The following is a 26,546-nucleotide window of genomic DNA, read 5'->3' as shown; positions in this document are numbered from 1 at the left end:
CGTCATAAGAGCAAGCTCTTAATCAGTCCGCTCGACTTGCATGTATTAGGCACGCCGCCAGCGTTCGTCCTGAGCCAGGATCAAACTCTCCATAAAAATGGCAAGCTGATTAGCTCAAATGCATTACGCTAGCAATGCAATAAATTAATAAATCAAGGATGAAATTTGCCCTATCGGGTAAATTTCTTTGACGAGATATCATGTATCTCTATTACGCTTGGCTTTTGTTCAGTTTTCAAAGAACTCATGATCACCACTTATCAGCGACGACATTTATTATCTTAACATAACTTTCAGTTCTATGCAACACCTTTTTCTTAAAAAAGTTTTTGATCAAAAATCAATGTTGCAAAACCCCAAAGTTTTAATTAAGTTTTTATCGGCTGTAATCAGCGACAAGTAATAATATATCACAAATTAAAATTCTGCGCAACAATAAATTTAATTTTGTTTTTTGCGGCTAGATTTAATAATCTATCATAATCCTACCTTACTTGCAATACCCAAACTATTAAATTCATCACACTTGTATTCTCCTACTACATATCACCACCTCACTAAGTAAACCAGACCTAATATCTCACTAGTTGAAAAGCTCTTCCTTTTTTACATCTTAAAGGACTCGACTTTAAACGATAAGTTATATAAAGATCCATATTCCTTCCTATATAAACAGCGTCTTACTACTAGTCATAAGCACTTATCTCTTAAACTTACAATTTATATTAGAAGCCAAACAACATCTCACAAACAAAAAATCAGATTATAATCCTTTGCAAAGAACCAAAAAAATGAATAACCAGCAAACCCACAAGCAATACAACCAACTCAAACGAATGGACATATAACAAAATACACGACAAGGAAGTATGGCTAATTCCCTCTACCACTTAGCCACCCATTATATAAAGTGTTAGGTAATTTACCACACAATCATTAATACACTAATAAGCACTTAAAACAAACGTCTCCGAAAGTAACTACCTGCTCATATTTCTCCTGTTTACTCTCCGATACCGAATTGCAAATGTATTAAATACATTCTCCCATAATAAAACCTCTTATAAACAATCATCCCATTGGGAAATCACATACCAATCCTCCATCAATCGTTGATAGACAATCTCATTTTAATACTGTCCACATCAGCATCAAAATAAGACTCAATTGTTTCACCCATTACATTATGTCCCCCGTAAACGACATCCCCAAATCCTCATTATAAAAGCGAGCTTCCATTCCCATTTGTCGGAGGCGGATCCATCTGATCCCCCCTCTGGATATTCTATTGAAAAACCAAACCGTTCATTGTTGTACACAACATATTTCATCTGCTCTTCTTCAGGAATGGTTCTTTTTCAACATCCTGCACGCTCAACTATGAACTCTTCTACGCCAAACTTCAAAAAATCATATACTTAAAGAAAAAAGCCTACTAAATAGCAGCAGACTTTAATGAATTTTTACATTTATTCTTCTTCCATCATTTCGAACAATCTCTATAAACACCCGAGAAGGTCTTCTAAGCAACTGCTGCTACACAACACCTCTACTCATATCACCCTTCACAATCTCAACCACACCTCATACGTTTACAGGATGATCTTAATTCGTAACATTAACAGGAATTTTCAATTCATTTAATCTAGATCCGTCTTTTGCACTTTCTTCAAAAAGGATCACTCTTCCTGAATAATTTGCGACGTCATCCAATTCAATAATGATCTCAAACTCTCCCCATCCAGGAGCACCTTCAGTAGCTGTCGTAAACCCTTCATCTAGAATATAGTGTCCATCTGCAAATTCGTATAGGATCGTTCCTTCATAAACCCGGGCTAATCCTCGTACAATGATACGGTCTTTCACTTCAGTGTCTGGGGCGGGTTCAAAAATTTTGAAAGCTACGTTTTGCAATACGACTTCGCGTGATTTTTTTTCATCAACCCATAGGTAACTTTCAGGGTCGTTTGCGACGATAGGGTCACCGGTATAAAGTTGGCCAAGCAACGTTTCGCCAACCCTACCTTCAACTAAGATTTGAGTTCGCTCAAATCCGAATTGCTGCATAACCATGGCAATCTGTTCAGCAAACATCAGTTCACCACTTGAGCCTAGATTACTTTCCCGAATCTCTTTTGAAAAACTCACATGCGCGATCCCATCTATGTCTTCAACATATTCGATGATCACATCTGAATCGATTAATCCTGTTAATTCTTCGTGTTCAGGTCCGTTGACCCAAGCTCCTAGAGCAGACTTCGCCACATTCTCTCCTTTTCTAACAGATAGCTCTTTTTTAATCCGGTAAGTGTCCATTAAGTCATTGTCAGAGAAGTAAAGGACGACTTGGTGGGTTTCACTCTTTTCTTCAGGTGTAGGGGCTAAATTCGTTTCATCAACAGATGGTTCATCACTGAGCTCTTCCTCTTCTTCAGGAAGACCTTCTTGTTCTTCGTTTTCTCCTTGATCTTCTGAAGGGGGGGTTATTTCCTCTTCACTAGGTGGATTAGGTGAATTTTGTTCAGAAATATCTTGTACGCAAGCGCTTAAGATTAAGAGGCTTACAACCATCAGTATTATACAGGTCAACATTTTCTTCATCTAGATAACCTCCTTGTATATGATAAGGATCACCTTTCTTCATACTTGCTTGAATGGCTTACTTAAACTATAGTTACCTTTTGTATCATAGACATTTAAGAAATGTAACATTTTTGTTACTTACGTGTATGGTAGAAACAAGTGTATGCAGGTTCCTTGATTTGGTACGGTATTAATCTCAATCCTTCCCTTATGCATCTCAACCATTTGCTTGACAATGGTTAAGCCTAACCCGCTTCCTTCTTGATTCCATGCCGTTGCATCCTGGGAACGGTAAAAAGGTTCAAAAATATGAGGTAGATCTTCTGAAGAAATTCCCATTCCTTGATCACATACGCTGATCTTCATTTGCTCTTGCTCTTTTTTAATACTAATGTTTACACTTTGACCTTCGGGAGAATATCGAATCGCATTCAAAACCAGATTATCGAGTCCCAACAGAAACAAGGCTCGATTGACAACTACGTCGAATAGCTCGAATTCAAATTCCAGGATGATTTGTTTACATTGTGCAATATGTTGAAAGGACTGTTGAAGATGATGCTCGATTTCTTGAGTAGATAGTTTTTCTTTTTGAAGATGTTTATCCTCTATACGATTCATTTGTAACAATTGCTCAACCATTTGTTTCATTTTTTGAACTTGAAACGATAGATCCTGTACAAAATCACGATAGGTTTCTTCATTCCCACGTACATATGGTAAATTCTCAAGAATAAGATGCATCGTGGTCAAAGGAGTTTTCAATTCATGTGAGGAAGTGCTCAAAAATCGCCGCTGTCTTTCATCATATAGGTTTAATTCTTCAACCATTTTTTGGATCGTATCACTTAACTCTTTAATCTCATCACGGCGCTGATGTTTGAAGGAAAAAATCCGTTTTTGCGGCGTGATGTTATTTAAATGAATAATCATTTGCCGGATTGGCTTTGAAAACCAGGTTGAGACAAAATATGATATAAAAAAGAAAGCCAAAACAGCAAATAGAAGTACTTGAACCATCCAGTTCTGAAAAGATTTTAATTCAGTGTACAGCGGATCAGCTTCCTGAACCATTAATAAATAACCATCCCTTTCTCCTGTCTGAAAGGGCAGTAAAGTATGTTGAATATAGCCGTACGTTTCTGTTTCGGAAAAGAGAGAAGTAGGAACAGTATCTTGACCTAATATTGTCAGATTTAACGTTGTGTTTGGTTTAAGCTGCCGAAAACTATCTGCATACACTTTCTTGTCCTGATCTAACATAATCAATCGGCTGTTTAACTGTTCGCTGTATGTTTGAAGGTAACCGGTACTTCGGTTGGGCGAATAAGGATAGGTGTCTATTAATGTACCCAGAATGGAAGAACCCTGAGCGATAGATATTTGTTCATACCCCATTTGTAGACGTTGTTCATACGTTGTCACTACAAACAAATATACAATAAGACAGACCATCACAAATACGCCGGAAAAAACCAACCATAATTGATAGTGGATTTTCATGACTTTCCACCAAACCGGTATCCAAGGCCTCTCACAGCATGGAAATATTTCCTACCTGTAAGATTCATTAATTTTTTTCGTAATCTACTGATGGTGACATCGACCGTTCGTTCATTATACTCGAGTAAACCGCCCCAAACCTGTTCATATAAAAATTCACGCGAATAGACATTATCCGGTTTCTTCATTAAAATTTCCATCAACTTATACTCATTGGCTGTAAGGGAAATGGTTTGGTCTCTGAATAAGATAAGTAACTTCTCACGGTCTAATTGGAGTTCCTCATATTGAAGCCGCTGCACCACACGTTGTTCATTACTCGTTGTTTCATTTCTTCTTAATAAAGCATGAATTCTTGCTAATAATTCTCGCGGATCAAACGGCTTAACGATATAATCATCTGCCCCAAGCTCTAAACCGATGACCTTATTAAAAATTTCACTTTTGGCAGTAATCATCATAATGGGAACATTTGATTCCTTTCGTATTTGTTTACAAAGTTCTAAACCGTCTTTTTTTGGTAAAGTCCAATCTAATAAAATCAGATCATAGGCTTTATTGGAATATGCTGCCCATCCCGCTTCACCATCATATTCTATATCTACATGATAGCCTTCTCGTTCAAGAAAAAAAGCGATATTTTTAGCTAAAATCTTTTCGTCCTCGACGAGTAGAAATTTCTTCATTCTATTCCCCCCTGTTAATTACATTATGCCTAATGTTGAATCAAATTTATATCAGGATTTACCATTTTTCAATGAAATAATAGATTGTGATTTATGAAAAACGTCCATACGAACCAAGCACAAAGGTCGAGTCTCTCCCCACTATCCCCCTTAAGAGATTTTATAGAGGGCACTGAAAAAGGTTGATTTGTACCTTTTCAGTGCCCTCTAAGCAATGTGCGGAGCTGCTGCCTTTTTTTGAAAAGCCTGCTATGAGCGGGTTTCTCATAGCAGGCGCGCAGCATGCGGAGCCATTGCTACTTTATCGAGGCACTCAAAAAAGGTTGATTTGTACCTTTTCAATGCCCTCGGTTTCACAGGCAAAGGAGCCTGTGTACTTGCGTTAGACGCATTCGGCGCTGGTATTGGTGCTGCAATACTTAGTTATTCACTCGTTCTAACTAGCTTTTTCATTTCATTAATGAGCGGATTATTTCTAATCATGGGCATGTATTTTGGCTTTACTTTATCAAAAAGAAAATGGAAACAACGACTGGGATTTTTCCCACCGCGTATCCTCATCACTATTGGAGTACGGAATTTCTTTGACTCGTGTTCTAATTCCACTCCTTTTCTTCTGTAGATAATTCACCCTATCTCAACACTTCCATTCCCCTTCACAAACTCAAGTATCTCACGCCAAATAATATCCTCTGTCATCTTCAATTTCCTCGGTTCAGTTAAATAACGCAACGTCAACTTAATATAACCGTCTTTAACCATAACGGAAACGGCTGGTGTTAAGTCTTGAGAATGGAGCATATATTTTTTCGAAGCTTCTTGGACTTTGTCCCTAGCTTCTGTAGAAATATGCTCTGTATGTTTGTTCAAAATCGTTTCAAACTGAGCTTTTGCTGCTTCCCACTCACTTTCGAGTGTCAGCCGAACGTCGATTTCATTCCACACATAACCGAACCCCTTACTCGCATTAGAAACAGCATGTGTAAAGAGATAATTATTCGGAATGTGAACAACCTTCCCTGTGCTTTGTTCTCCTTCTACCTTTGACGTTACTTCCATCATCACAAAATGAAAGATTTTTTGATCGATCACATCTCCCGCACGATCATTGACCACCACGCGGTCCCCCACTTCAAAGGGCTTTTGAATCACAATAATGAGCAATGCAGCGATGTTTGTAAAAATTTCTCTCAGTGCAATTGCAATCCCCGCCGAAATGAACCCAACATAGATCGTTAAATCAAGCCTCGCTTCAGACCATAACATAACAAAAATCACAACCAGAATGACAGAATGTAAATAATAGAATCTTTTACGCGTGACGTAATACAGACTATTATCTTTTATCGTTCTATGAAGAAGCTTATTTGTAAGCCTCACAACCTTATAGTAAATAAGTAAAATCACGAATGATAAACAGGCTTTATAAATAATTGGGTTTGCCTGAAAATAGTGAATAACCTCTTGCATCTTTATCTCGTCCCCCAATTTTCTAGTTCTAATGAATAACGATTTTCGCTCTATAGATTCTTAAGTGTCCCTTACTCAACCTTTATAAATCGCCATATACCTTCAAATATTTTTGCCTCATGAAAAGAAAGAAGCAAAACCAAGATTACCGGACCTAAAAATAACCCAATAAAGCCAAACAGTTGTAACCCTACAAATAATGAAATAAGCGTCGCCAATGGATTCAAACCTAAGCTTGATGACAGTACTTTTGGTTCGGCAAATTGTCGTATAGTAATTGTTAATCCATAGAGGATTAACAACCCTACTCCTAAAAAGAGATTACCGGTCATGATGCTATAAATGCCCCATGGAATTAAAATAATCCCGGTACCCAAATATGGCAACAAGTCAACAACACCAAGAATGAGAGCAATCGTTAAAGCATGCTCGACTCTCAAAATAAGCAGTCCAATCAAATTAACGACCGCCGTCATACTGATTAAAATAAACTGAGCTCTCAGAAAACCGATCAGTTTGAATTTTAAATCATGATAAACATGGCTTATCTGTTCTTTGATTCGGTTTGGCAGTTTACTTTTTACAATGACTTGAAGCCGGTGCCAATCTTTGCTAATGAAGTATAAGGAAAGAAGAACAAAGACAAAAACCGTCAATGTAATAGGAAGTGCCCCGATAAATTGAGAAAGACTGTTCGCAATCGCCTGACCTGCATTCCCAAGGATCGAAGCAAACTGACCTCCGAGCTGTTGAATGCTATTTTCAATCGCATCCCTTTGCGCTACATCTAGCTCATCAATAAACCCGATCCCTCTCACCCAAAGCGGAAAGATATGCTCATTGACATACGTCTGGATATGGGTCGAGATGATTTCAATTTGATTTGGCACGAGTCTCGATAAATATTGAAAACCGTCAACAAGCTTGATAATAAGTAACGTTAGCACGCCTCCAACTAATCCAAATAAAAATAATATACCAGATAACACGGCCAATGATCTCGGGAATTTCACTGATTTCTCCAACCAATTCACGACAGGATTAATGAAGAAAGCAATCCCTAATGCAATTAAAAATGGAAACGTAAGCCAAACCATATAATAGAAAACAAGCCACCCTAAAACCAGTAATAGAGCTACAATCAATACTCGAACGATGACCTGAAGCACCTTATTATCAAACACCTACCCACCTCCAAACCAATCTCTTATAAAATCCATTAGAACCAAATAAAGAACTCATCTGACTTTACTTTCATCTTCTCCAATTTCAGATTTATAATAATGTAAGAAAAAAGACCTTTACCAAAATAGGCAAAGATCTTACTCCATTACAAAAAGACCTCTACCAATGGCAAAGGTCTGGCTAACAACATTTATGTTGCCAATAAAGCCGAGGAGGAGCTCCCGGGAATGACGACTTTATTGTACAGCTACTCCCCTTTAAGTAAGTAGTATTCGATTATTGAAATCATAATTGATTATGAAGGCGAAAACAACGGGTTTTCTTCTTTTACGTAATTTCTCATAATCTCGAGGTGGATTGCTAAAACAAACTTAGCTGCTGCCCCACTTCCGGTTCCGAATCTTCTTCTGTTTCTTCTTTATTTTCTTCTAGTTCCTTTTCCTCGTTCGTTGATAGATCACCCAATCTTTTGTATTGTACGTTATTTTCGACTAGGCTCATTTCTATAATCGAATCCTTAACGTAGGTTTCTATCGTAACAGCAACTTGAGGGTATATTTTGTATTTTCCAGTTGAATATGTCTCTGAGCTTGAACCATTCTCAATTAAATAGTCACATAAATTTGTAAGAGTAAAAGACTCATGTCGGGTTATATAATCCTTGATTAGTTCTTTTTCTTTATATGAGAGCATGGAAATGCCTCCTTTTTTTAAGAATAACAGTAGTAATGATGTCTATTGTATCAAAGTGTTGTTTAGATGTGGGGTAATTTATAAAGAATTTACGAACCAATCCCAACAAAAAAAACAACTCACAACACTACATCCATTCTAAAGATAAGACCATCAAACAAATCAAATAAGTACATGATGTAAATACTATGAATCTACGTTATACTTATAGATTCATAGTATTCCATACGTTTAACTTTTATTGTTGAGGAGGGCTCCAATTGGATTTTGTTGCAATAGATTTCGAAACAGCTAATACAAATCGTTCGAGTGTTTGTTCGATTGGGCTTGTTGTAGTAAAAAATGGCAAGGTAGCCGAAGAGTATTATCAATTAATTAAACCAAATGATATGTACTTTGACCCCATTTGTGTAAGAATTCATGGGATTACTCCTGAAGATGTCAAGGATGCCCCATCATTTAATGATGTATGGAAGGATATCTCCAACTTGCTCGAAGGAAACCTCGTCATTGCGCATAATGCAAGCTTTGATATGTCTGTCTTAAGGCACTCACTTGATGAGTGTAAATTCGATTACCCTTCATTTTCCTATAACTGTACGGTCAATGTTTCTAAAAAAACATGGATTGGTCTACATAGTTATTCACTAAATGTGGTCGCTGAACATTTACAGATTGAATTTAAACATCACCATGCCCTTGAGGACGCACAAGTAGCAGCGCACGTATACCTAGAAGCTTGCAAATACAACAAAGTTTCAAGTCACGAAGAACTCATTGAAAAATTAGAAATTGGCCAAGGGACGGTTTATGCCAACGGTTATACACCAGCACGCGCCAATAAAAAGAGAAGCAAAAGTAAAAGAAGCTCGTCAAAAATTAGTTAACTAAAAAATATGCGAGGGATGAACTACTTGTGCGTAAGCGTTCATCCCTTTTTTATTTCCGATTGAAATAGCGGACGTCTTACTAGCCTTATAAATTGCTTATTACTCTTAATGTAGACATGAAAAAGCACAATCTAACAGATTGCGCTTGATCAACTAACAACATGCTAGCTCACTATTTCTCTTCTCAGCTAGTACGTTCCGTGGATCTGATAATCGTGATGGTGCGAATGGTACCCGCATCCTTCTTGTTCCTCAAAAGGATTGGGAAGTGAATCAGCCTAAACAACTTGAAAAAGTAATTAAAGTATTAGAAGGCATTCAAAATCAGCTTGATAAGAAATTCAGCATGGCCGATTTGATTGTACTAGGCGGTAGTACTGCCGTAGAAAAAGCTGCACAATAGGCAGGCTTTGATGTAACGGTTCCGTTTGCTCCAGGTCGCGGCGATGCAACACAAGAGCAAACAGATGTAGAAGGCTTTGACGTGCTAGAGCCTGTCGCTGACGGGTTCCGCAACTATCAGAAGAAAGAATATAGTGTAAGTGCAGAAGAGCTCCTTGTGGACAAAGCACAACTGCTTAACCTTACTGCACCAGAAATGACTGCACTTATTGGCGGAATGCGTGTTCTCGGTACCAATCACTGTGTTACTCGGCACGGTGTATTCACGGATCGTGCAGGTACACTCTCTAACGACTTATTTGTGAACTTACTAGACACGGGAGTAGAATGGAAGCCTGAAGACGGAGGCGTATATGAAGGACGTGACCGCAAAACATGTGAAGTCGTACGTACAGCAACACGAGTTGACCTCGTGTTCAGTTCAAACTCCGTGCTACGTGCCATTACAGGAGTTTATGCTCAAGACGACAACAAAGGGAAGTTTGTAAGTGACTTTATCGCTGCCTGGGTTAAGGTAATGAACGCAGACCGTTTCGACCTTAAGCTTAAAAAAGCTGAACTAACGAGTAATTAAGTGTATGAGGAAACCGCCGTCGGTTGACAGCGGTTTTTTCTAACGGCTGATTGATATGAGGATAAGTGAACAGAAGCAAGGAACGGTCTCTTACTTCTTTTTCTTGTAAAGGTAGTAAGTAACCATAACTGATCTAACAATTTCTAGTTCTTCAACAGAATTAAGATTACCATTCTGTTATTCCTTCGAAAGATTTACCTCCGAGTGAATTTTCATAAAAACTCTATACGAGAAGAACATTAACACAAAACACAATGCACTCGCACTAAAAGGAAGAAGCACGGGGAATGTAAAAAATAAATACAACACGATAGTCACTAGGAAAAGCATAAAAATTGTGTGGAACGGTCTAATAATACTAATTATAAAAGCATGTTTGAAATATTGTAATAACTTACACTCATAGTGAACCATAACAGGGAAAATATAGATTAACAAAAAGGAATAAATTAACAATGATGCGATAGCTAAAGAACTGATAACAAGTTGACTTATCCCTGTTAATAGTTGTGAATTTATAAAGTTAAAAAAGATGATATAGCCCATAATAGATAGTACTATAAAGACTTTATTTGCTTTGATAAAGTCTTTTCGATACGTACTCCACATTGTGTTAAAAATGGGAAAATCTTTTTCTCCCCTGATCCATCTTCGCACAACCGTAAACATAGCTATCGTGCTTGGTCCAATACCTAATATAATTCCACCTAAAAGTGTAAAGAACACCCACAGCAGATTTAGATATGCTAGATTCATAATCGACGTACATAACTTATTAAATGCATGATTCATATCTACATTTCCCATAATAACCCCCTTATTATACAGTAAGTCTCATTTCATAAACCATAGTCGAAGCAAAAGAGATTTATATATCTTACAATTACGTGCATTGTGATATAACAAGAGGGCAAATTATAAGCATAATCTATTCATCTAGCCATATGTCGAAATGTTATGTCAATCAATCATTTTCTCTACTAATTTTAACTTGAACAGAAGCATCCGGTGGGACTGATAATTTCGTAACATTTTCTTCGGTTGATTCAGGAACCGCAAACCAGTCTCGCGGAGGCAAAGCTTGCGTCTTTGCAATGGTAAAAGGCACTTCCAATTTTACCACTTCATAATACAAATTATTCGGATTTTCCAAGCTGAGTACAAAATTGTTCTGATTGTCTTCAAAACCTAATACTCTTCCTATGGTTGTGCTTAACCCCGTTAATCCCTTCATTAATGTGATTCCTGCCTGCCAACTATAATTCTTTTGTCCTAACTGGATTTTATCTTCCTTCACTACATATATTTGACATGCTAGTTCTGGATACCTTTCGGGTAAAGTCGGATCAAAGGTAACAAACCATTTGGGGCTATTTTCCTTGCCCATGTATTTTACGATCATATTTTCATGCATACATGACTGAATACAAACTCCCTCATTCAATAACTTTCCGAATCGATACCCATATACTTTGTTTTCTGGTGACAGTTGCTTCATTCCCATTTCATTCCATAATAAGGTTAAACCAATTGGTCTTCCAAATGCTTCTATTTGTTGATAGGCCCTTTCCCATCTTTGCACAAGCCATTCCCATTGCTGCGAAGTTAAATCATTTCCCCAGATAACAGCGATGCCATCTGTTGTTCTATCAAATCGCTCTTCTTCTGCATTCATAGTCCATAAATAAGCGTAATTCTCTCGCTCTAATACATGCGGAAGATCCAATACCGCATTCCAAAATTCAGGGAGATTGATCGTAGGTTCCGCCCAATAATATTTCAGCCTAGGTTCATAAGCTTTATGAGTTAAAAAAGTGTAAACTCCATTTTCTTCCTTCGCATATCCTCCTTCCCGGTGTTTCTTCCATTTATTAGACTCACGTGCTTGAACAAAAACAGCATCTAACCCTTTTTCATACAACACTCGATAATCTATTCCAAAGGCCGTAATCATTTCTTCAGGATTTCGACTCCAAGCATCAATTGCCATTATCTTTTTTCCCTCTGGTTTCAATGCTTTTTCCAGCTTTTCCACATGGGCTCCCCACCGGTACACATAAAATTTAACCCAATCTGAAAAATAGTTTTCAACGATATAATCAGCTCTTACATCATAATCTTCAATTTCAGGTAAGTTAACATTGCTATATTCTTTAAATTGTTCGACCATATCCATGCTGAAATCTGTTTCAGTTAACGTTTCTCTCGGGCCTCGTAAACCCATCATTCCATCTCCAGCAACATACCCGTCAAATTCAAAATCCTTTAAAACCTTCAGCAAATCTCTTGTAAAGAGATCATCATAGTAACTACCATCGTTTAACCTCTTTAAAGGATTAATACAGTTTCCCCACAATTTTTTCCCGCCTCTTTTTGTTTGAAAAGCTTCTTCAATCTTCCATTGAATATCAGCTTCCTTCCATACATCACTGCTTGATATGGATAATATACCAAGGAAAGGAGAAATCCCTGTTTCTCGGATACAAGAAATGAGGTTGTATAAATCTTTTTTCGTCCAAGAAAACCTTGACGGGGTTCCCCGTTGCCCCACTGTCATACGATTCAAAGAGGTCTGATCCACTTCATTATGTTCATGGAGAAAGTCTACATGCACATTTAAAAAAACTAAAACAGCTGGTTTAAACCCCAGTTTTCGAATATATCGACTAACTCCATAATCTTCCAGATTAGGATTAAAAGGGCGGAGATCTACACAAATAATCGTTTCATAAGATAAAGTTTTCATTTAGACTCCTCTCTAATAGCAATTCTAAAAAACCTACTGCCCATTCTTATCGGCGATCTTTATTTCTATTTGAATAGAAGCATCAGGAGGTATTGAGACTGTCGTAACATTATCCTCAATCGACTCAGGAATTGAAAACCACTCCCGCGGCGGCAAGGCTTTCGTATTTGCAATTGTAAATGGAACTCTTAATTTTGCCATTTCATAATGCAAATTTCTCGGATTTTCTAAGCTAAGCATATAATTATTTTCATTATCTTTAAATCCTAATACCCTACCTATTGATGTACTTAATCCTATGGCTTCCTTCATTTTGGTTATTCCAGCTTGCCAGCTGTAATTTATTTTCTCTATAAAAATTTTATCCTCTTCAACTACATAAATTTGACTGGCTATATCAGAATACCGTTCGGGCAAAGTTGAATCAAAAGTCACAAACCATTGAGTCTCATCTGCTGCTTCCTTGTATTTTGGCAACTCCTTTTCATGAATACAAGACTGGATACAAATTCCATTGTTCAGTAACTTTCCGAATCGATACCCGTACATTTTATTTTGAGGTGTTAGCTCTTTCATTCCCATTTCATTCCATATTAATGTAAAGCCAATTGGCTTTTCGAACGCTTCAATTTGCTTATAGGCTGCACCCCATCTTTCCACAAGCCAATTCCATTGCTCGGAAGTTACATCATTTCCCCAAATAACAGCAACACCTTCTGTTGTCTTTCTAAAACCTCCATCCTCTGCATTCATAGTCCACAAATACGCATAATTCTCTCGCTCTACTACGTGTGGTAAATCCAATACAGCATTCCAAAATTCAGGTGAATTAATTGTTGAGGTTGCCCAATAATACTTCAACCTTGGTTCATAGGCTTTATGTGTTAAAAAAGTATAGACCGCATTCTCTTCTTGCACATAATCCCCTTCTCGGTGCCGTCTAATTTTATTCGCTTCGCCGGCACGAATAAACACAGCATCTAGCCCTTTTTCATACAACACTCGATGATCTACCCCGAATGCCGTGATCATTTCTTCAGGATTTCGACTCCACGCATCAATTGCCATAATCTTTTTTCCTTCAGGCTTCAACGCATTAGACAATTTCTCCACATGAGTTCCCCACCGGTACACATAAAATTTCACCCACTCTGAAAAATAATTATCTACTATATAATCTGCCCTTGTGTCGTAATCTTCCAAATCCGGCAAGATGACGTTACTATACTCCATAAATTGTTCAACCATATCTATACTGAAATCTGTATCAGTTAACGTTTCTCTTGGGCCGCGCAAACCAATCATTCCATCTCCTGCTACATATCCATCAAATTGAAAATCGTTTAATACTTTAAGCAAGTCTCTTGTAAATAAATCATCATAATAACTTCCATCTTTCAATCTCTTTAAAGGATTAATACAATTTCCCCATAGTCTTTCTCCCCCTCTTTTTGTCTGGAAGATTTCTTCAACTTCCCAATTTATCTTGGCCTCCTCCCAGACATCACTCTTTGTAAATGATAAAATACCTAGAAAAGGAGAAATCCCTTTTTTCTTACATTGAGAAATAAGATTGTATAAGTCCCTTTTCGACCAAGAGAATTCTGAGGGAGTTCCTCTTTGCCCCACCGTCATACGATTCAAAAGAGTTTGATCCACTACTTTATGGTCATGTAGAAAATCTATGAAGAAGTTTAAAAAAACCAATACATCTGGCTTGAAACCCAATTTATCAATATAATCATTAACTCCGCAATCTTCTTGTTCAGGGTTAAAAGGTCTAAGGTCGACGCAAATGATCGTTTCATGATTTAAAGTTTTCAATCTCTGACTCTCCCCACATAAATAGTCTGTAAAACAAACAGCATATATTACCCTTTTATACCAGTTGTAGCTATCCCTTCAATTACATACTTCTGACAGAATATATAGAATAGAACAATCGGTAACTCAGCTACTAGCGCTCCCGCCATTAATAAATGCCAATCAGTTCCAAATTCACCCATGAATGTTCTTAAACCTACTTGAATGGTTTGCATTTCTACCGATTCAATAACAATTAATGGCCATAAGAATTCATTCCATTCTTTGAGAAATATAAAAATTCCTAGAGTTACAAATGCTGGCTTTGAGATAGGCAATACAATATTCCAGAATATACGTAAATGATTGCACCCATCAATTCTAGCTGCTTCTTCTAAATCTTTAGGGATAGCCAGAAAAAATTGTCGTAACATAAATACCCCAAAAGCTGTAAATAAACTAGGTAGAATTAATGCAGAGTACGTATCAATCATATTTGTCCTTGACATAATGATAAAAACCGGAATCATCGTTACATGTCCTGGGATCATTAAAGTTGCCAAGTATACAAAAAATAACGTGTTTCGACCTTTAAATTCGATCCTTGCAAAAGCATAGGCAGCCAATGAACTCATAACTAATGATCCAACCGTTACAACGACAGAAACAAATAATGTATTCCACATAAATCGTGCCATAGGGATAACTTGGAATACCTCTATGAAATTATTAAATTGGAATGTTGACGGAATCCATTGAATAGGAAATTGCGTTGCTTGTTCTAACGTCTTAAGAGATGTAGATATCATCCACAGAAACGGTAAAATCATAATCCCTAGACCCGCTAGTAAAATAGCATAAGAGAAAAAATGTGTTAATCTTTTAGTTGATTTATTACCTAGGGAGAATTTATGACTTGGGGATGCTTTTTTAGTAAGTTCCTTTCCTGATTCCATTGACATTTAAAACCCTCCCTTTCTCTTACTATAGGCTGCTTGGAGTAATGTAAAGGAAAAAATAATAATGAATAACACCCAAGCCATTGCTGAGGCATATCCCATATTAAAGTAATTAAATCCATGTTGATAGATATACAGAACTAATGTGTTTGTAGCTATCCCTGGGCCACCTTCTGTCATAATTAATGCAAAACCAAAGACTTGAAATGAGTTAATAATAGCCATAATTGTCACAAAAAATGTTGTTGGTCTTAATAGTGGAATGGTAACATTCCATATCTTTTGCCACTTACTTGCTCCATCTAGTTCGGCTGATTCGTACAAATCCTTAGGAATATCTTGCAAACCAGCAAGATATATCACCATATTAAACCCGATATTCTTCCAAATAGCGACTATGATAATGGCCGGCAAAGCCCAAGTTGTACTTGATAACCATTGAGGAGGATTTGAAATGCCAATTGTCATGAGAAAATCATTCAAAAAGCCGTAGCTTGGACTATAAATCCATTTCCATACGAGAGAGACTGCCACAACTGAAGTGATTACAGGTAAGAAATATGCAGCTCGAAAAAAAGTTAAAAACTTTAATTTTTGATTCAATAGCAAGGCTACTCCTAGTCCTAATGCAACGCTAAGGGGGACAGAGCCTATTACAAATAACACTGTATTTAATAGAACTTTTAGAAAAACCGGGTCCGCCGAGAACATCCTTACAAAATTATCCACCCCAACAAACTCTGCCGGTTGTAATAAGTTCCAAGAAAAAAAAGCTAAGATTAACGAGGCAATAATAGGAATCCCTGTAAAAATTAAAAATCCGATAAAGCTAGGCAGAATAAAGTACATTGCAACCATTTCATTGCTTTTCCAAAAACTTCTCATAGTAGGGTCCACCTTTCTACCTTAAGAATTTACGGCATTCTACGGAGACTTACCAACCTCCCCTTAGAAAAAATACACGTCATCATGAATTCGCGAGACTATTCCAGACACCGATTACATGAAGCCTGTGAACAGCTCGCGAATAAAAACCTCTTCACTTGATAGCGCTTACAAAATTATCAATCTAACAATGGTGTAACCTCATTGGTAATGTTTTCTACAGCCTCTTCTAACGACATCGCATTGACGTAATAAAGGTCAAGATATTGTGTAACAATATCATTAATTTGACTCCAGTTCTGATGCGAAGGCATTAATTTCCCATGAATGGATGTACCTTCAAGCCCCGCTTGTCTATTTACACCAAATAGCTCATAAGGAAGAAATTTACTTTCATCATTCAAAATAGACTTGCGAACAGGAGCTGATAAACCATCTGCTGCTAAAATCTCTTGCCCTCTTTCACCATTTACAAACTTCACAAACTCCCATGCATCTTCTTGATGTTTACTGAGTTTAGGAATAGCAAGCCCAGTCGCCCCAACACGACCTAATCGGTTTCCTCCAGGACCTTCAGGTAAAAGAGCAAAGTCCCATTCAAATGATTCAATTTGTTTAAATGCAGGTATATTCCCCATGGAGTCTGCATACATAGCCAACTGACCCGACATAAATAGTTCTCTTGGTTCATGATTGGAAGTAATACTAGGGTCGGGTGCAATTTCATATTTATACATCATGTCATGTACAAATTGAAGTCCTTGCATCGATTCAGGTGAATTAATAATAAACTCACTTTGATCTTCATTGAAATAATCACCACCAGCTTGCCAAACAAAATTCAAATGATGGTGTGGGCTTTGAGGAGTTAAACCAAATGCCCAAGTCCTTTCATTCATATTACTAGAATCATTTGTTAGTTTTGCTCCTTCTGTTATAAACGTATCCCATGTCCACGTTTCGTCAGGATAATCTACACCAGCCTCATCAAATAATTTTTTATTGTAGTAAAGGTACCAGCCACCCGCGTTTCTTGGCAAAGCATACTGTCTTCCATCAAGTTGCATACCTTCCATTAAATATTCAACATTATCTCCCATATTAGCTTCATCAAAATCTCTTTCTATCCAATCGGTTACATCCACAAGAACATCTCTTGCTGCAAAAGATTGTACATCATTGTGAACAAAATTGATCACATCAGGAGGATTTCCTCCAGCTATCCTCGTTTGAATGGTTTGAACATAATCATTATTTCCACTAACATGTACAGTATCTACCTTTATTCCCGTATGGAGCTTATTAAATTCTTCTGCTAATAGTTCATGAGCGTCCCTAACAGTGGCATCTCCCCAAAATGTATATCTAATTACCGTATCTTCTGTTCCATTATCCACTGCAGTTCCATCCTCGTTACTATTATTAACACTTGAATCTGAACTACATGCGGCAACAGCTAGTAAAAAGATGGTTAACAATACAAAAGTTAAAATATTTCGAAATTTCATTTTAAATTCCCCCTTTATTAAATGTTTAACCAGTGAAGGTTAATCTTGTTTAAATAATCACCCCCTTTCATCTTTTAAAGTTTTCGTCATTTCTTGCTTTAATGTATTACTTTAAGTTGGAATGACAGCATCAGTAACAATCTCCCATTCATGAATGTCATATCCACGAGCCCCTTTTATAACATAAGGATCTTGCTCAACAAATGATTTTACCTCTTCCAATGAGGAAGCCATATAAATCACTAACCCCCCTTTTCCATCTAGAAAACGACCGTTGGCAAAAACATTTCCATTTGCCCTCATTTTATCTAAATGGATCAAATGCTTTTCACGATATTGTTTGCTTTTTTCTTGATCAATCATCGGTAAAAATACGGCAAAATACTTCATAGAATGAACCCCTTTTCAAAATTAGTTAGATTGAACCTTTTTCTTTTGTAAAAAAGAATACATAGCTGAATGATCAAGTTGATCCATTTGCTCTGTTACCATCTCATCCATTACTTGCTTAATTTCCGTAGTAAATGGAAGATCTACCTCAAGTGCTCGCGCTGCGGTTAACGCATTATTTATATCTTTTAAATGCAATGATATTTTAAAGCCCGGATTAAATGTTTCATCTTTAAGGTTCGTAACTTTTTGATCTAGTACTCTACTTCCTGCTAATCCATTTTTAATTGCTTCATATAAATTATCAAAATCTATTCCTGCTTTTTTAGATAAATAAAATGCCTCAGACATTGCTTGAATATTTAATCCAACAATGATTTGATTGGCTAGTTTTGCATACCCCCCGGTTCCTATTGGACCAACATGAACTAAAGAACCCATAACGTCTAATACTTCAGTTGATTTATTAACTATTTCTTTGTCTCCACCAACCATGATCGCTAATTTGCCATCCAAAGCTCCTCGTTCTCCTCCACTTACAGGAGCATCTAGCATATGAACCTTTTTATCTTGTAATACCCTAGCGACGTGTTTTGTTACTTCTGGATTAATTGAAGACATGTCAATGACAATAGCACCAGGTTTAGCTGAATGTATAACTCCTTTTTTACCCAAAATCACTTCTTCAACATCACTAGAGTCAGATACCATCGTAATAATAATATCCGCACCCTCTGCCGCTTCTTGTGGAGTATTTGTTACTTCTATATTCTTCTCTTTAAAGAACTCAGCTTTTTTCTGTGTCCGATTATAAACCTTATATAGATAACCTGCGTTATAAAGATGAGTCGCCATTGGTAGTCCCATAATTCCTAACCCAATAAAAGAAACTCTCATTTCCCTCTAACTCCTCCTAATTAAAATAACCCCAAACTACACTAAACTCTGATGTGTCACTCAGTTTTACAATGCTTACCTGGAACAATTATGCGTCGTGATTATGAATATCTATAAACACTTCAGCCTCTTTTAATCCTTCTTTCACAGCACCTAGCCGGGCCATAGTAGCACCATCATAGTGACCTAAAGATAACCCGTCAATTCCAAGTAAGCTCAACATTTTAATACTACTTTTGATTATTTCCTCAGTTGATTTAGGTCGAACTCCAATTGCTGCAATTAAATCTTTCTCATACCCTATTGCTCTTCTAATCTTCAATATTTTTTCTTTCTTTAGTTCAAGTCTCTCTACAACACCTGATTGTTCAGAGTAATCCGACTCTCTTACTGAATCGATATAATCTTTAATAGCCGAGAAATTAATTCCAGCCAATTCCGGATGCCTAACATACGTGTTGTATCTAAACTCTACATTAGGATTTGCTTCTTTAATCGCCATATGGATTTCCTTAAATAAGGTCGTTACACTTTTCATACGAAATTCTAACCATTCATAGAGAGATGGATATTCAAGCAATAAACCCGTAGCAGTGAAATTGCTCTCATAATATAATTTCTTTTCCATCAAATCTTCTAACTCGGTTGTATTAGCAACATCATATAGGTGCCTTAAATCACGAACGATTTTTTCCCAGTCATAACCCATTTTAATAGCTTTCTTTTTACAACTTTCACAAAAGCACCCTCCACGTAAAGTTCCTAGCACGATACCAAGTTCTTTCGTATGGTCATTGTGCAGCGGTCTTCCTTCATTAAATAAGACTAAACAACTTTGAATAAAGTCTATATCGTTATTTTTTACCGTGTCATAAAATAATGCTTTAATATACTCACTCACAAATTCATGATTAGGACATAAAACTTTTCGATCAATGATTTTTTCGCCACCTACTAACTCACCGTAAACATCACGTTGTAATATCTCAGGGAAGTCTCTATATGCGATATCAGCATCATAAATCGTATGGGAAATTTCAACTCCCACTTTTAATTTGTTTTTTCTTGCTACTTGGGTAAGTTCTTCTAGCCAATTAGTATTTTTCAAGAAATCGACTTGAGAATATAAGGGTTTCAGAGGTGTATTTTTAAAATTTTCCTCATCCATTTTATAGTAAACTCTGCTATCTTCTGGTGAGTAATATTTTCGTTTAGGATTATGTGGATAATATAATTGATGAAGTGGTCTTTTTTCTTTGTGCATAATTCCAACTAAATAAACACTATTGACATCACTGTATTCCATTAGATTTTTAATACATGTTTCTGCTCCTTCATCCGCTACATCCCATGGGTACAAGCTCGCTGCTATTTCTTTTATATACATTTCATATCCCCTTTCAATTTTAAATTACTAAAAAGGACATCTAAATCATGATTTGTTCCTAGCGTTTTAACTACAATGAATGAATAACTCTCTAAACCTCACTTCACCATACACCACAAACCTGAAAGCGTCACCAAAATGATACTGCATTCTGTGCACATTTAATTCTATACCTCATTACAACCGGTTGCAGTAATGATCATACTCATCCCTTCTCACATATCAACACTCTTTTTATAAACTTTGGTTTTTACAAATGCTAGATACTCTTCTTACTTTCGAGATTGGATGGCAATTTTCTCTCGATTGCAACCGGTTGCAACTACAATATTACACACCCACTGGTTAATAATCAATGTTTTTTTCTAAAAATTTAATTTATTCGGAATTTGTCGACTTGTATTTTTCTTTCTTTTCCACATATACCGCTTATGGCCAGTTAACTTCATAATATAATTTTTTTATTTTTAAATATTTTATCAATATTTGTAGGTGAGTAATTGTTTTACGGCATCACCTATAAATTGTATAATGAAAAATACCTCACACTTGAAAGCGATTACCTTTATTCTATACTTACTAATACATAAATGTTTAAAAGGCAGGTGGTACTATGACCAAAAAACTTACAATCGCGGATATAGCTCGCTTAGCAAACGTACACAAATCAACTGTTTCCAGGTATATAAATAACCCTGATCAAGTAAATAAGGAAAATAAGAAAAAGATACAGAAGATTGTTGAAGAATATAAGTTCCGTCCAAATGTGCTCGCCCGTACTCTCTCTAAGGGGACTATGAAGAGTATTGCTGTAATTGTTCCTGATCGATCCATTAGCACAAAAATAATAAGCCCCTACTTTCCTCAAACAATTTATGGTATTGGAAGTGTGGCTGCCAAAAACGACTATAATATGACTCTAATAACTTCAGCAAAAAAAGATGATGATTATTTGCATATTATTAATAACCATCAAGCAGAAGGGTTTATTATCCTTGGGGCAACAATGGATGAAACATTCCCCTATTTATTAAAAAAAGAAAACATTCCTTTTGTCATTATTGGTGATGTTAGCAAAATCCCTAATTGTGTTAGTTATGATAATGAGTTTGGTGGCTATTTGGCCATGAAACATCTATTAGACTTAGGACATCGTAATATAACAATTATAGGAGGAATTGAGAACTGGTTTCATAACATAAATCGTATAAATGGGGCAATTCAAGCAGTGAATGAAGCAAACAATCTTCATATATCTTATACAACTATTATGAATGTCAACACGCTTGAAAAAGGTTATCAAACTCTAAAATCTATTTTCGATAAAAAAGAGCTACCAGATGCAATATTTTGTCTAAGTGATACAGCTGCTATGGGGGTAAATTCTGCAGCATATGACCTGAATATCTCCATTCCTTCTGACCTATCGTTAATTGGCTACGGAGGTATTATGTATACTGACTTTATTCGTCCTAAGCTGACAACCGTAAAAGAGGAAACTGCCACTCTCGGAGGAATAGCCATGGAGACTCTAATAGACCTTATTGAAGATCCTAATAAAGAAATGGAGAGGATTAAATTAACACCACAATTAATGATCCGCGATAGTACGAAAGCTTCAACAACAAACATTAAGCTTAATCATTAATATTATAATGGTCAATTTCCTAATTAAAAAAGGCGAATCGTTAAAATAACTTAGCATTTCCGTTAGTGCTATCAGGGAGCTGTTATAACAGCCCCTTTTTCTTTTTACGTTACTAGTACATATGATTATAGTAAGATGTAAAAGGTTTCTATGATATTTAGCCCAAAAGGGTGAATACATATGGATATTCGTCAATTGGAATATTTCTTTGAAGTTGCCAAACACTTAAGCTTTACAAAAGCCTCTGCATCATTACATGTCTCTCAACCATCGATTAGTAAGGCTATTAAAAACTTTGAAGACGAGCTAGGAGTCCCATTATTTTATCGCTCACCTAAGCAGTTAGAACTAACCGATGCTGGAAAGGCTGTTCTTAGCAATGTAAAGGTTGTCCTAGATTCATTTCACAACTTAACTACAGAGTTATCCAATATTACCAATTTTAAAAGTGGTGAAATTAAAATTGGTATTCCCCCCATTATTGGAGCCGCTTTTTTTTCAAAGGTAATTAGTCAATTTAAAGAGGCTTACCCTTCAATAGATATTATGTTAGCAGAAGTTGGCACCAAAAAAATTTTACATGAATTAGAAGATGGTTCGATTGATATTGGATTGGTATGTAATTTACCTAAAACAAATCATAATTTTGAAATGATAAAACTAGTAAAAGATCCATTAATGGTCATTGTCCACAAAAATCATGAATTTGCTAGAAAACAAAAAATCAACTTCTCTGACTTAGAGAACCAAGCGTTTATTTTATATCGAAAAGACTTCTCTATTTATGATCGCATTATAGAAGAATGCACATCGAACAACTTCTATCCAAACATTGTTTGCGAAAGCTCACAAAAAGATTTTATGATTGAAATGGTAGAAGCTAATTTAGGGATTGCTCTTTTGCCTAGCAAAATTGGTACTAATATTAATAACCATGAAGTGAAGGCTGTTCCATTAACATACTCTAATCTGCACTTAGAATTAGGAATGGCATGGAAAAAAAATAAATATCAATCATTTGCTGTAAGAGAATTTATATCGATGTCAAAGAAAGGCTTACCTTTGTGTCATAGTTAATATCAAAGCAGATAAAAGTCTTCAAAATAGGCTTTTATTTTTTTATTTCACAACTAGTTTAATAGTACTCTTAGCTTGATAATAAGGATAAAATGTGTATTTCATCATACTCCCCCTTCTTATATAACTATATTGCATACAGTCCATTCAAAATATGTATTTAGCGCATCGTTGTTTTTATAATAGAATAGGGTTAAGACATCAAATAGTAAGAATTATTCAAACACGTCTGAGGAGGATGATTATGGGAAATCAATATGTGAAAGTAGGCACTCTTCAAATTGCGAAAGACCTTTACGAGTTTATTAATGTTGAAGTAATTCCTGATACGGGTTTAACGAGTGAATGGTTCTGGGCGGAGTATGATCGTTTGATTCATGAATTTATGTCTAAAAATCAAGAGTTGTTGTCTAAACGTGCCAATCTGCAAAAGACCATTGATTTATGGCATGAGGAAAATAGAGGCATTACTGATGTTGAAAGTTACAAATCGTTTTTACGAGAAATCGATTATTTACACCCAGAACCTGATGAATATACCATTGCCACAAAAAATGTTGACTTAGAAGTGGCACATCAAGCTGGCCCACAGCTTGTGGTCCCTATTAATAATGCTCGGTATGCCATTAATGCTGCTAATGCTAGATGGGGTAGCCTGTATGATGCGTTATACGGAACGGATGCGATTAAAGAGGAAGAAGAAGCGAGATCTACTAGTACTTATAACCCTCTTCGCGGTGAAAAAGTAATTGCGTATGCCAGAGAATTTCTCGATGCTGCAGTACCATTAAATGATGAGTCTCATAAAAATGCGATACACTATTTTATTTCGAATCAACAACTTCATGTATCTCTTGACAATGGAAGCACAACTAGCCTCAAAGACTCTTCACAATTGGCTGGGTACAAGGGATCAGCTAGAAACCCTCAAGCCATTTTACTTAAAAATAATAACCTGCACTTTGAACTTCAAATCGATCGTAACCACCCCATTGGAAAAACCGACAAAGCCGGTGTAAAAGATATCTTTATGGAATCTGCACTTACAACCATTATGGACTTTGAAGATTCTGTCACAGCTGTTGATGCTGAAGATAAGGTACTCGCATACAGAAATCTATTAGGTCTTATGAAAGGAAATCTATCTGTAACATTTAGTAAAGACAATCAATCAATAACTAGAACTTTAAATCCTGATCGAGTGTATACCTCCCCTGATGGTGATGAAGTAACCTTACCAGGTCGTTCTCTCATCTTTGTTCGAAATGTAGGTCATTTAATGACAACCAATGTTATTTTAACGAAAGATGGCGAAGAAACTCCAGAAGGAATGATGGATACAGCGATTACGGGACTAATATCCATGCACGATCTATTAGGAAACAGTTGCTATAAAAATTCAAAAACAGGATCTGTCTATATTGTAAAGCCAAAGATGCATGGACCAGAGGAAGTAGCCTTCGCGAATGAACTTTTTAATCGAGTTGAAGATGCACTACAGCTCAAGAGACACACACTGAAAATTGGCGTAATGGATGAAGAAAGACGAACAAGTGTAAACTTGAAATCATGTATTTATGAAGTAAAGGATCGTGTCGTATTTATTAATACAGGCTTTTTAGATCGTACAGGAGACGAAATTCACACATCAATGAAAGTAGGTCCATTCATCCGAAAGCAGGATATGAAAACATCCAATTGGCTTCAAGGTTATGAGGATTCTAACGTCCTTATTGGTTTATCGACCGGTTTTCAAGGACGGGCACAAATTGGTAAGGGCATGTGGGCAATGCCTGATATGATGGAAGCCATGCTACAACAAAAGGTCAGTCAATTAAAAGCAGGAGCAAGCACAGCATGGGTTCCTTCACCAACAGCAGCAACATTGCATGTTCTTCACTATCATCAAATCGATGTTTCTAAAGTACAAAGTCGTCTGAATCACCAATCCAAAGATTTGTTAGATGCCATTTTGGACATTCCTGTTTCGGGCAATCCCAATTGGAGTCCAGAAGAAATCCAACAAGAACTTGATAATAACGCTCAAGGTATTTTAGGATACGTCGTGCGGTGGGTTGAACATGGCGTTGGCTGTTCCAAAGTACCTGACATTAACAACATAGCCCTTATGGAAGACCGTGCTACCTTACGAATTTCTAGTCAGCATATGGCGAACTGGCTTCACCACGGAATCTGTACGAAACAGCAAGTATTAGAGACATTAAAACGTATGGCAAAGGTTGTAGATGAACAAAATGGAGATGATCCAGTATATCGACCAATGTCACGCAATTATGAGGATTCCATCGCATTCCAGGCAGCATGCGACTTAGTGTTACATGGTTGTGATCAACCGAATGGTTACACCGAACCTATCCTTCATAAACGACGTTTAGAGGCAAAAACTAACCTCGTTAAAAATTCTAAATAAAAATTCGCAACAGCTTCAGGTGCCCTAAATAACTTTTTGGGGCACCTTTTCGTATTTTAGACCTCCTCGTTTTCTAGACTATGTTTATTACAGCCATGTCCTTATTTACGTTAGGAACACTGATCTCTGATTTCAGCCCAGTATTTGCAATCCTTTTAGTAGCCGTTTAACTCAGGCAATTTTATAAAACGTTTGGATATTCCCGTTTCGTTCCATTGAGTATAAATCACGTTTTTTTTCACCTGAATCCTTTAAAGTGGCTTATAATAATTTTAACATCAATACCGAAATTTCTTTAGGTTATTCTTTACTCAAGAGACCGTATCAGACACTTCTAATTGTTAGAACGTCTAACAATTAGAAGTGCTTTTCTTTTTAACATTTCCCCATTTTCTCCTTAACCTCATTATGAGATACAAAATTTTCCATTTACAATCGATGCAGACCTTTTCTACTTTCTCTAGAACGTATAGTTCTATCATATTTCCTCTAAAGTTACGTTATATAGTAATACCTTCATTAACTACATTTACTTCTTCTCTAGCCTACATTTCTATAAACGATTGTAAATCAAAATAAATCTAAATTCATATTACAAAGAGCCAAACAGCGCTTCAGTGCCTTGAAGTATAAATTTATGCGCAAATAAAAGACAATCCAATGGATTGTCTTTTATCTGCCTGGCAACGTCCTACTCTCACAGGGGGAAACCCCCAACTACCATTGGCGCAAAAGAGCTTAACGACCGTGTTCGGCATGGGAACGGGTGTGACCTCTTCGCTATCGCCACCAGACTAATATATAGGCCATTTTCTAGAAAATGGCTTGA

General features: G+C 36.5%; 20 protein-coding genes, 2 rRNA genes and 1 pseudogene. 6 read left to right on the top strand and 17 right to left on the bottom strand.

Annotated elements, in window-relative coordinates; translation table 11 throughout:
* The 4 genes from AC1FXP_RS22465 to AC1FXP_RS22450 form a co-directional block, all read right to left on the bottom strand.
* Positions 1-96: ribosomal RNA gene (locus tag AC1FXP_RS22465) — 16S ribosomal RNA — on the bottom strand; the annotation flags it as partial.
* A 1,509-nt stretch (positions 97-1,605) separates the two neighbouring features.
* On the bottom strand, positions 1,606-2,601 hold the full coding sequence (locus AC1FXP_RS22460) for a Gmad2 immunoglobulin-like domain-containing protein (RefSeq protein ID WP_480064163.1): 996 nt from the start codon (positions 2,599-2,601) through the stop codon (positions 1,606-1,608).
* Between the two features lie 120 nt (positions 2,602-2,721).
* The gene (locus AC1FXP_RS22455; RefSeq protein ID WP_480064162.1) at positions 2,722-4,086 is read right to left on the bottom strand and encodes a sensor histidine kinase; all 1,365 of its coding nucleotides are present in this window, start codon (positions 4,084-4,086) and stop codon (positions 2,722-2,724) included.
* Complete coding sequence (locus tag AC1FXP_RS22450) at positions 4,083-4,772, bottom strand: response regulator transcription factor (protein ID WP_480064161.1); 690 nt, start codon at positions 4,770-4,772, stop codon at positions 4,083-4,085. Before AC1FXP_RS22450 ends, AC1FXP_RS22455 begins: the two co-directional genes overlap by 4 nt.
* A 328-nt stretch (positions 4,773-5,100) precedes the next feature.
* Here AC1FXP_RS22450 and AC1FXP_RS22445 point away from each other — a divergent pair, with 328 nt between their 5' ends.
* Complete coding sequence (locus AC1FXP_RS22445; RefSeq protein ID WP_480064160.1) at positions 5,101-5,394, top strand: manganese efflux pump; 294 nt, start codon at positions 5,101-5,103, stop codon at positions 5,392-5,394.
* Between the two features lie 5 nt (positions 5,395-5,399).
* Here the strand turns inward: AC1FXP_RS22445 and AC1FXP_RS22440 are convergent, their stop codons facing one another.
* The 3 genes from AC1FXP_RS22440 to AC1FXP_RS22430 all read right to left on the bottom strand — a co-directional run bounded on the left by AC1FXP_RS22440 (position 5,400) and on the right by AC1FXP_RS22430 (position 8,120).
* The gene (locus AC1FXP_RS22440) at positions 5,400-6,242 is read right to left on the bottom strand and encodes a mechanosensitive ion channel domain-containing protein (RefSeq protein WP_480064159.1); all 843 of its coding nucleotides are present in this window, start codon (positions 6,240-6,242) and stop codon (positions 5,400-5,402) included.
* 71 nt (positions 6,243-6,313) lie between these two features.
* Entirely contained in the window at positions 6,314-7,426 is a 1,113-nt protein-coding gene (gene ytvI / locus AC1FXP_RS22435) for a sporulation integral membrane protein YtvI (protein WP_480064158.1), read from the bottom strand.
* A gap of 361 nt (positions 7,427-7,787) precedes the next feature.
* Positions 7,788-8,120: a DUF3895 domain-containing protein gene (locus tag AC1FXP_RS22430; protein WP_480064157.1), complete on the bottom strand. Its 333-nt coding sequence runs from the start codon at positions 8,118-8,120 to the stop codon at positions 7,788-7,790.
* Between the two features lie 260 nt (positions 8,121-8,380).
* Between AC1FXP_RS22430 and AC1FXP_RS22425 the strand changes: the two genes are divergently transcribed.
* Positions 8,381-9,007 carry a 3'-5' exonuclease gene (locus AC1FXP_RS22425; protein ID WP_480064156.1) on the top strand — a complete coding sequence of 209 codons (627 nt, stop codon included), beginning with the start codon at positions 8,381-8,383 and terminating at the stop codon, positions 9,005-9,007.
* Positions 9,008-9,194: 187 nt separating this feature from the next.
* Positions 9,195-9,986: pseudogene (locus AC1FXP_RS22420) on the top strand (peroxidase family protein); the annotation flags it as partial.
* Between the two features lie 177 nt (positions 9,987-10,163).
* Here the strand turns inward: AC1FXP_RS22420 and AC1FXP_RS22415 are convergent.
* The 9 genes from AC1FXP_RS22415 to AC1FXP_RS22375 all read right to left on the bottom strand — a co-directional run bounded on the left by AC1FXP_RS22415 (position 10,164) and on the right by AC1FXP_RS22375 (position 20,561).
* Positions 10,164-10,793, bottom strand: a complete 630-nt coding sequence (locus AC1FXP_RS22415; RefSeq protein ID WP_480064155.1) for a YesL family protein — start codon at positions 10,791-10,793, stop codon at positions 10,164-10,166.
* A gap of 157 nt (positions 10,794-10,950) precedes the next feature.
* Entirely contained in the window at positions 10,951-12,732 is a 1,782-nt protein-coding gene (locus AC1FXP_RS22410) for a hypothetical protein (RefSeq protein ID WP_480064154.1), read from the bottom strand.
* Between the two features lie 33 nt (positions 12,733-12,765).
* Positions 12,766-14,556, bottom strand: coding sequence for a hypothetical protein (locus AC1FXP_RS22405; protein ID WP_480064153.1), 1,791 nt, complete (start codon positions 14,554-14,556; stop codon positions 12,766-12,768).
* 47 nt (positions 14,557-14,603) lie between these two features.
* A complete protein-coding gene (locus AC1FXP_RS22400; protein WP_480064152.1) occupies positions 14,604-15,497 on the bottom strand; it encodes a carbohydrate ABC transporter permease in 894 nt (297 codons plus the stop codon).
* Positions 15,498-16,379, bottom strand: a complete 882-nt coding sequence (locus AC1FXP_RS22395; protein WP_480064150.1) for a carbohydrate ABC transporter permease — start codon at positions 16,377-16,379, stop codon at positions 15,498-15,500.
* A gap of 179 nt (positions 16,380-16,558) precedes the next feature.
* Positions 16,559-17,887 carry an ABC transporter substrate-binding protein gene (locus AC1FXP_RS22390; RefSeq protein WP_480064149.1) on the bottom strand — a complete coding sequence of 443 codons (1,329 nt, stop codon included), beginning with the start codon at positions 17,885-17,887 and terminating at the stop codon, positions 16,559-16,561.
* A gap of 111 nt (positions 17,888-17,998) precedes the next feature.
* Positions 17,999-18,277, bottom strand: a complete 279-nt coding sequence (locus tag AC1FXP_RS22385) for a YciI family protein (RefSeq protein ID WP_480064148.1) — start codon at positions 18,275-18,277, stop codon at positions 17,999-18,001.
* Between the two features lie 21 nt (positions 18,278-18,298).
* Positions 18,299-19,174: an NAD(P)-binding domain-containing protein gene (locus AC1FXP_RS22380; RefSeq protein ID WP_480064147.1), complete on the bottom strand. Its 876-nt coding sequence runs from the start codon at positions 19,172-19,174 to the stop codon at positions 18,299-18,301.
* A gap of 88 nt (positions 19,175-19,262) precedes the next feature.
* Positions 19,263-20,561: a hypothetical protein gene (locus AC1FXP_RS22375; RefSeq protein ID WP_480064146.1), complete on the bottom strand. Its 1,299-nt coding sequence runs from the start codon at positions 20,559-20,561 to the stop codon at positions 19,263-19,265.
* 613 nt (positions 20,562-21,174) lie between these two features.
* On the opposite strand from AC1FXP_RS22375, the gene AC1FXP_RS22370 reads away from it, so the two are divergent.
* The 3 genes from AC1FXP_RS22370 (at position 21,175) to AC1FXP_RS22360 (ending at position 25,717) form a co-directional block, all read left to right on the top strand.
* On the top strand, positions 21,175-22,209 hold the full coding sequence (locus AC1FXP_RS22370; protein ID WP_480064145.1) for a LacI family DNA-binding transcriptional regulator: 1,035 nt from the start codon (positions 21,175-21,177) through the stop codon (positions 22,207-22,209).
* Between the two features lie 180 nt (positions 22,210-22,389).
* The gene (locus AC1FXP_RS22365; RefSeq protein ID WP_480064144.1) at positions 22,390-23,286 is read left to right on the top strand and encodes a LysR family transcriptional regulator; all 897 of its coding nucleotides are present in this window, start codon (positions 22,390-22,392) and stop codon (positions 23,284-23,286) included.
* Positions 23,287-23,530: 244 nt separating this feature from the next.
* Positions 23,531-25,717 carry a malate synthase G gene (locus AC1FXP_RS22360; RefSeq protein ID WP_480064143.1) on the top strand — a complete coding sequence of 729 codons (2,187 nt, stop codon included), beginning with the start codon at positions 23,531-23,533 and terminating at the stop codon, positions 25,715-25,717.
* A gap of 678 nt (positions 25,718-26,395) precedes the next feature.
* On the opposite strand, the gene rrf is transcribed toward AC1FXP_RS22360, so the two are convergent.
* A 5S ribosomal RNA gene (gene rrf / locus AC1FXP_RS22355) occupies positions 26,396-26,511 on the bottom strand.
* Positions 26,512-26,546: the final 35 nt, after the last annotated feature.

This window comes from Halalkalibacter sp. HAAS-P013, from assembly GCF_056619925.1.
The sequence above is the reverse complement of the archived record's forward strand: the minus strand, read 5'-3'. Positions and strand labels throughout refer to the sequence as shown.

Coding starts and splice junctions, on each gene's coding strand:
- AC1FXP_RS22460 (WP_480064163.1), bottom strand. CDS start 2,601: ATGAAGAAAATGTTGACCTGTATAATACTGATGGTTGTAAGCCTCTTA.
- AC1FXP_RS22455 (WP_480064162.1), bottom strand. CDS start 4,086: ATGAAAATCCACTATCAATTATGGTTGGTTTTTTCCGGCGTATTTGTG.
- AC1FXP_RS22450 (WP_480064161.1), bottom strand. CDS start 4,772: ATGAAGAAATTTCTACTCGTCGAGGACGAAAAGATTTTAGCTAAAAAT.
- AC1FXP_RS22440 (WP_480064159.1), bottom strand. CDS start 6,242: ATGCAAGAGGTTATTCACTATTTTCAGGCAAACCCAATTATTTATAAA.
- AC1FXP_RS22430 (WP_480064157.1), bottom strand. CDS start 8,120: ATGCTCTCATATAAAGAAAAAGAACTAATCAAGGATTATATAACCCGA.
- AC1FXP_RS22415 (WP_480064155.1), bottom strand. CDS start 10,793: ATGGGAAATGTAGATATGAATCATGCATTTAATAAGTTATGTACGTCG.
- AC1FXP_RS22410 (WP_480064154.1), bottom strand. CDS start 12,732: ATGAAAACTTTATCTTATGAAACGATTATTTGTGTAGATCTCCGCCCT.
- AC1FXP_RS22400 (WP_480064152.1), bottom strand. CDS start 15,497: ATGTCAATGGAATCAGGAAAGGAACTTACTAAAAAAGCATCCCCAAGT.
- AC1FXP_RS22395 (WP_480064150.1), bottom strand. CDS start 16,379: ATGAGAAGTTTTTGGAAAAGCAATGAAATGGTTGCAATGTACTTTATT.
- AC1FXP_RS22390 (WP_480064149.1), bottom strand. CDS start 17,887: ATGAAATTTCGAAATATTTTAACTTTTGTATTGTTAACCATCTTTTTA.
- AC1FXP_RS22385 (WP_480064148.1), bottom strand. CDS start 18,277: ATGAAGTATTTTGCCGTATTTTTACCGATGATTGATCAAGAAAAAAGC.
- AC1FXP_RS22380 (WP_480064147.1), bottom strand. CDS start 19,174: ATGAGAGTTTCTTTTATTGGGTTAGGAATTATGGGACTACCAATGGCG.
- AC1FXP_RS22375 (WP_480064146.1), bottom strand. CDS start 20,561: ATGTATATAAAAGAAATAGCAGCGAGCTTGTACCCATGGGATGTAGCG.
- AC1FXP_RS22370 (WP_480064145.1), top strand. CDS start 21,175: ATGACCAAAAAACTTACAATCGCGGATATAGCTCGCTTAGCAAACGTA.
- AC1FXP_RS22365 (WP_480064144.1), top strand. CDS start 22,390: ATGGATATTCGTCAATTGGAATATTTCTTTGAAGTTGCCAAACACTTA.
- AC1FXP_RS22360 (WP_480064143.1), top strand. CDS start 23,531: ATGGGAAATCAATATGTGAAAGTAGGCACTCTTCAAATTGCGAAAGAC.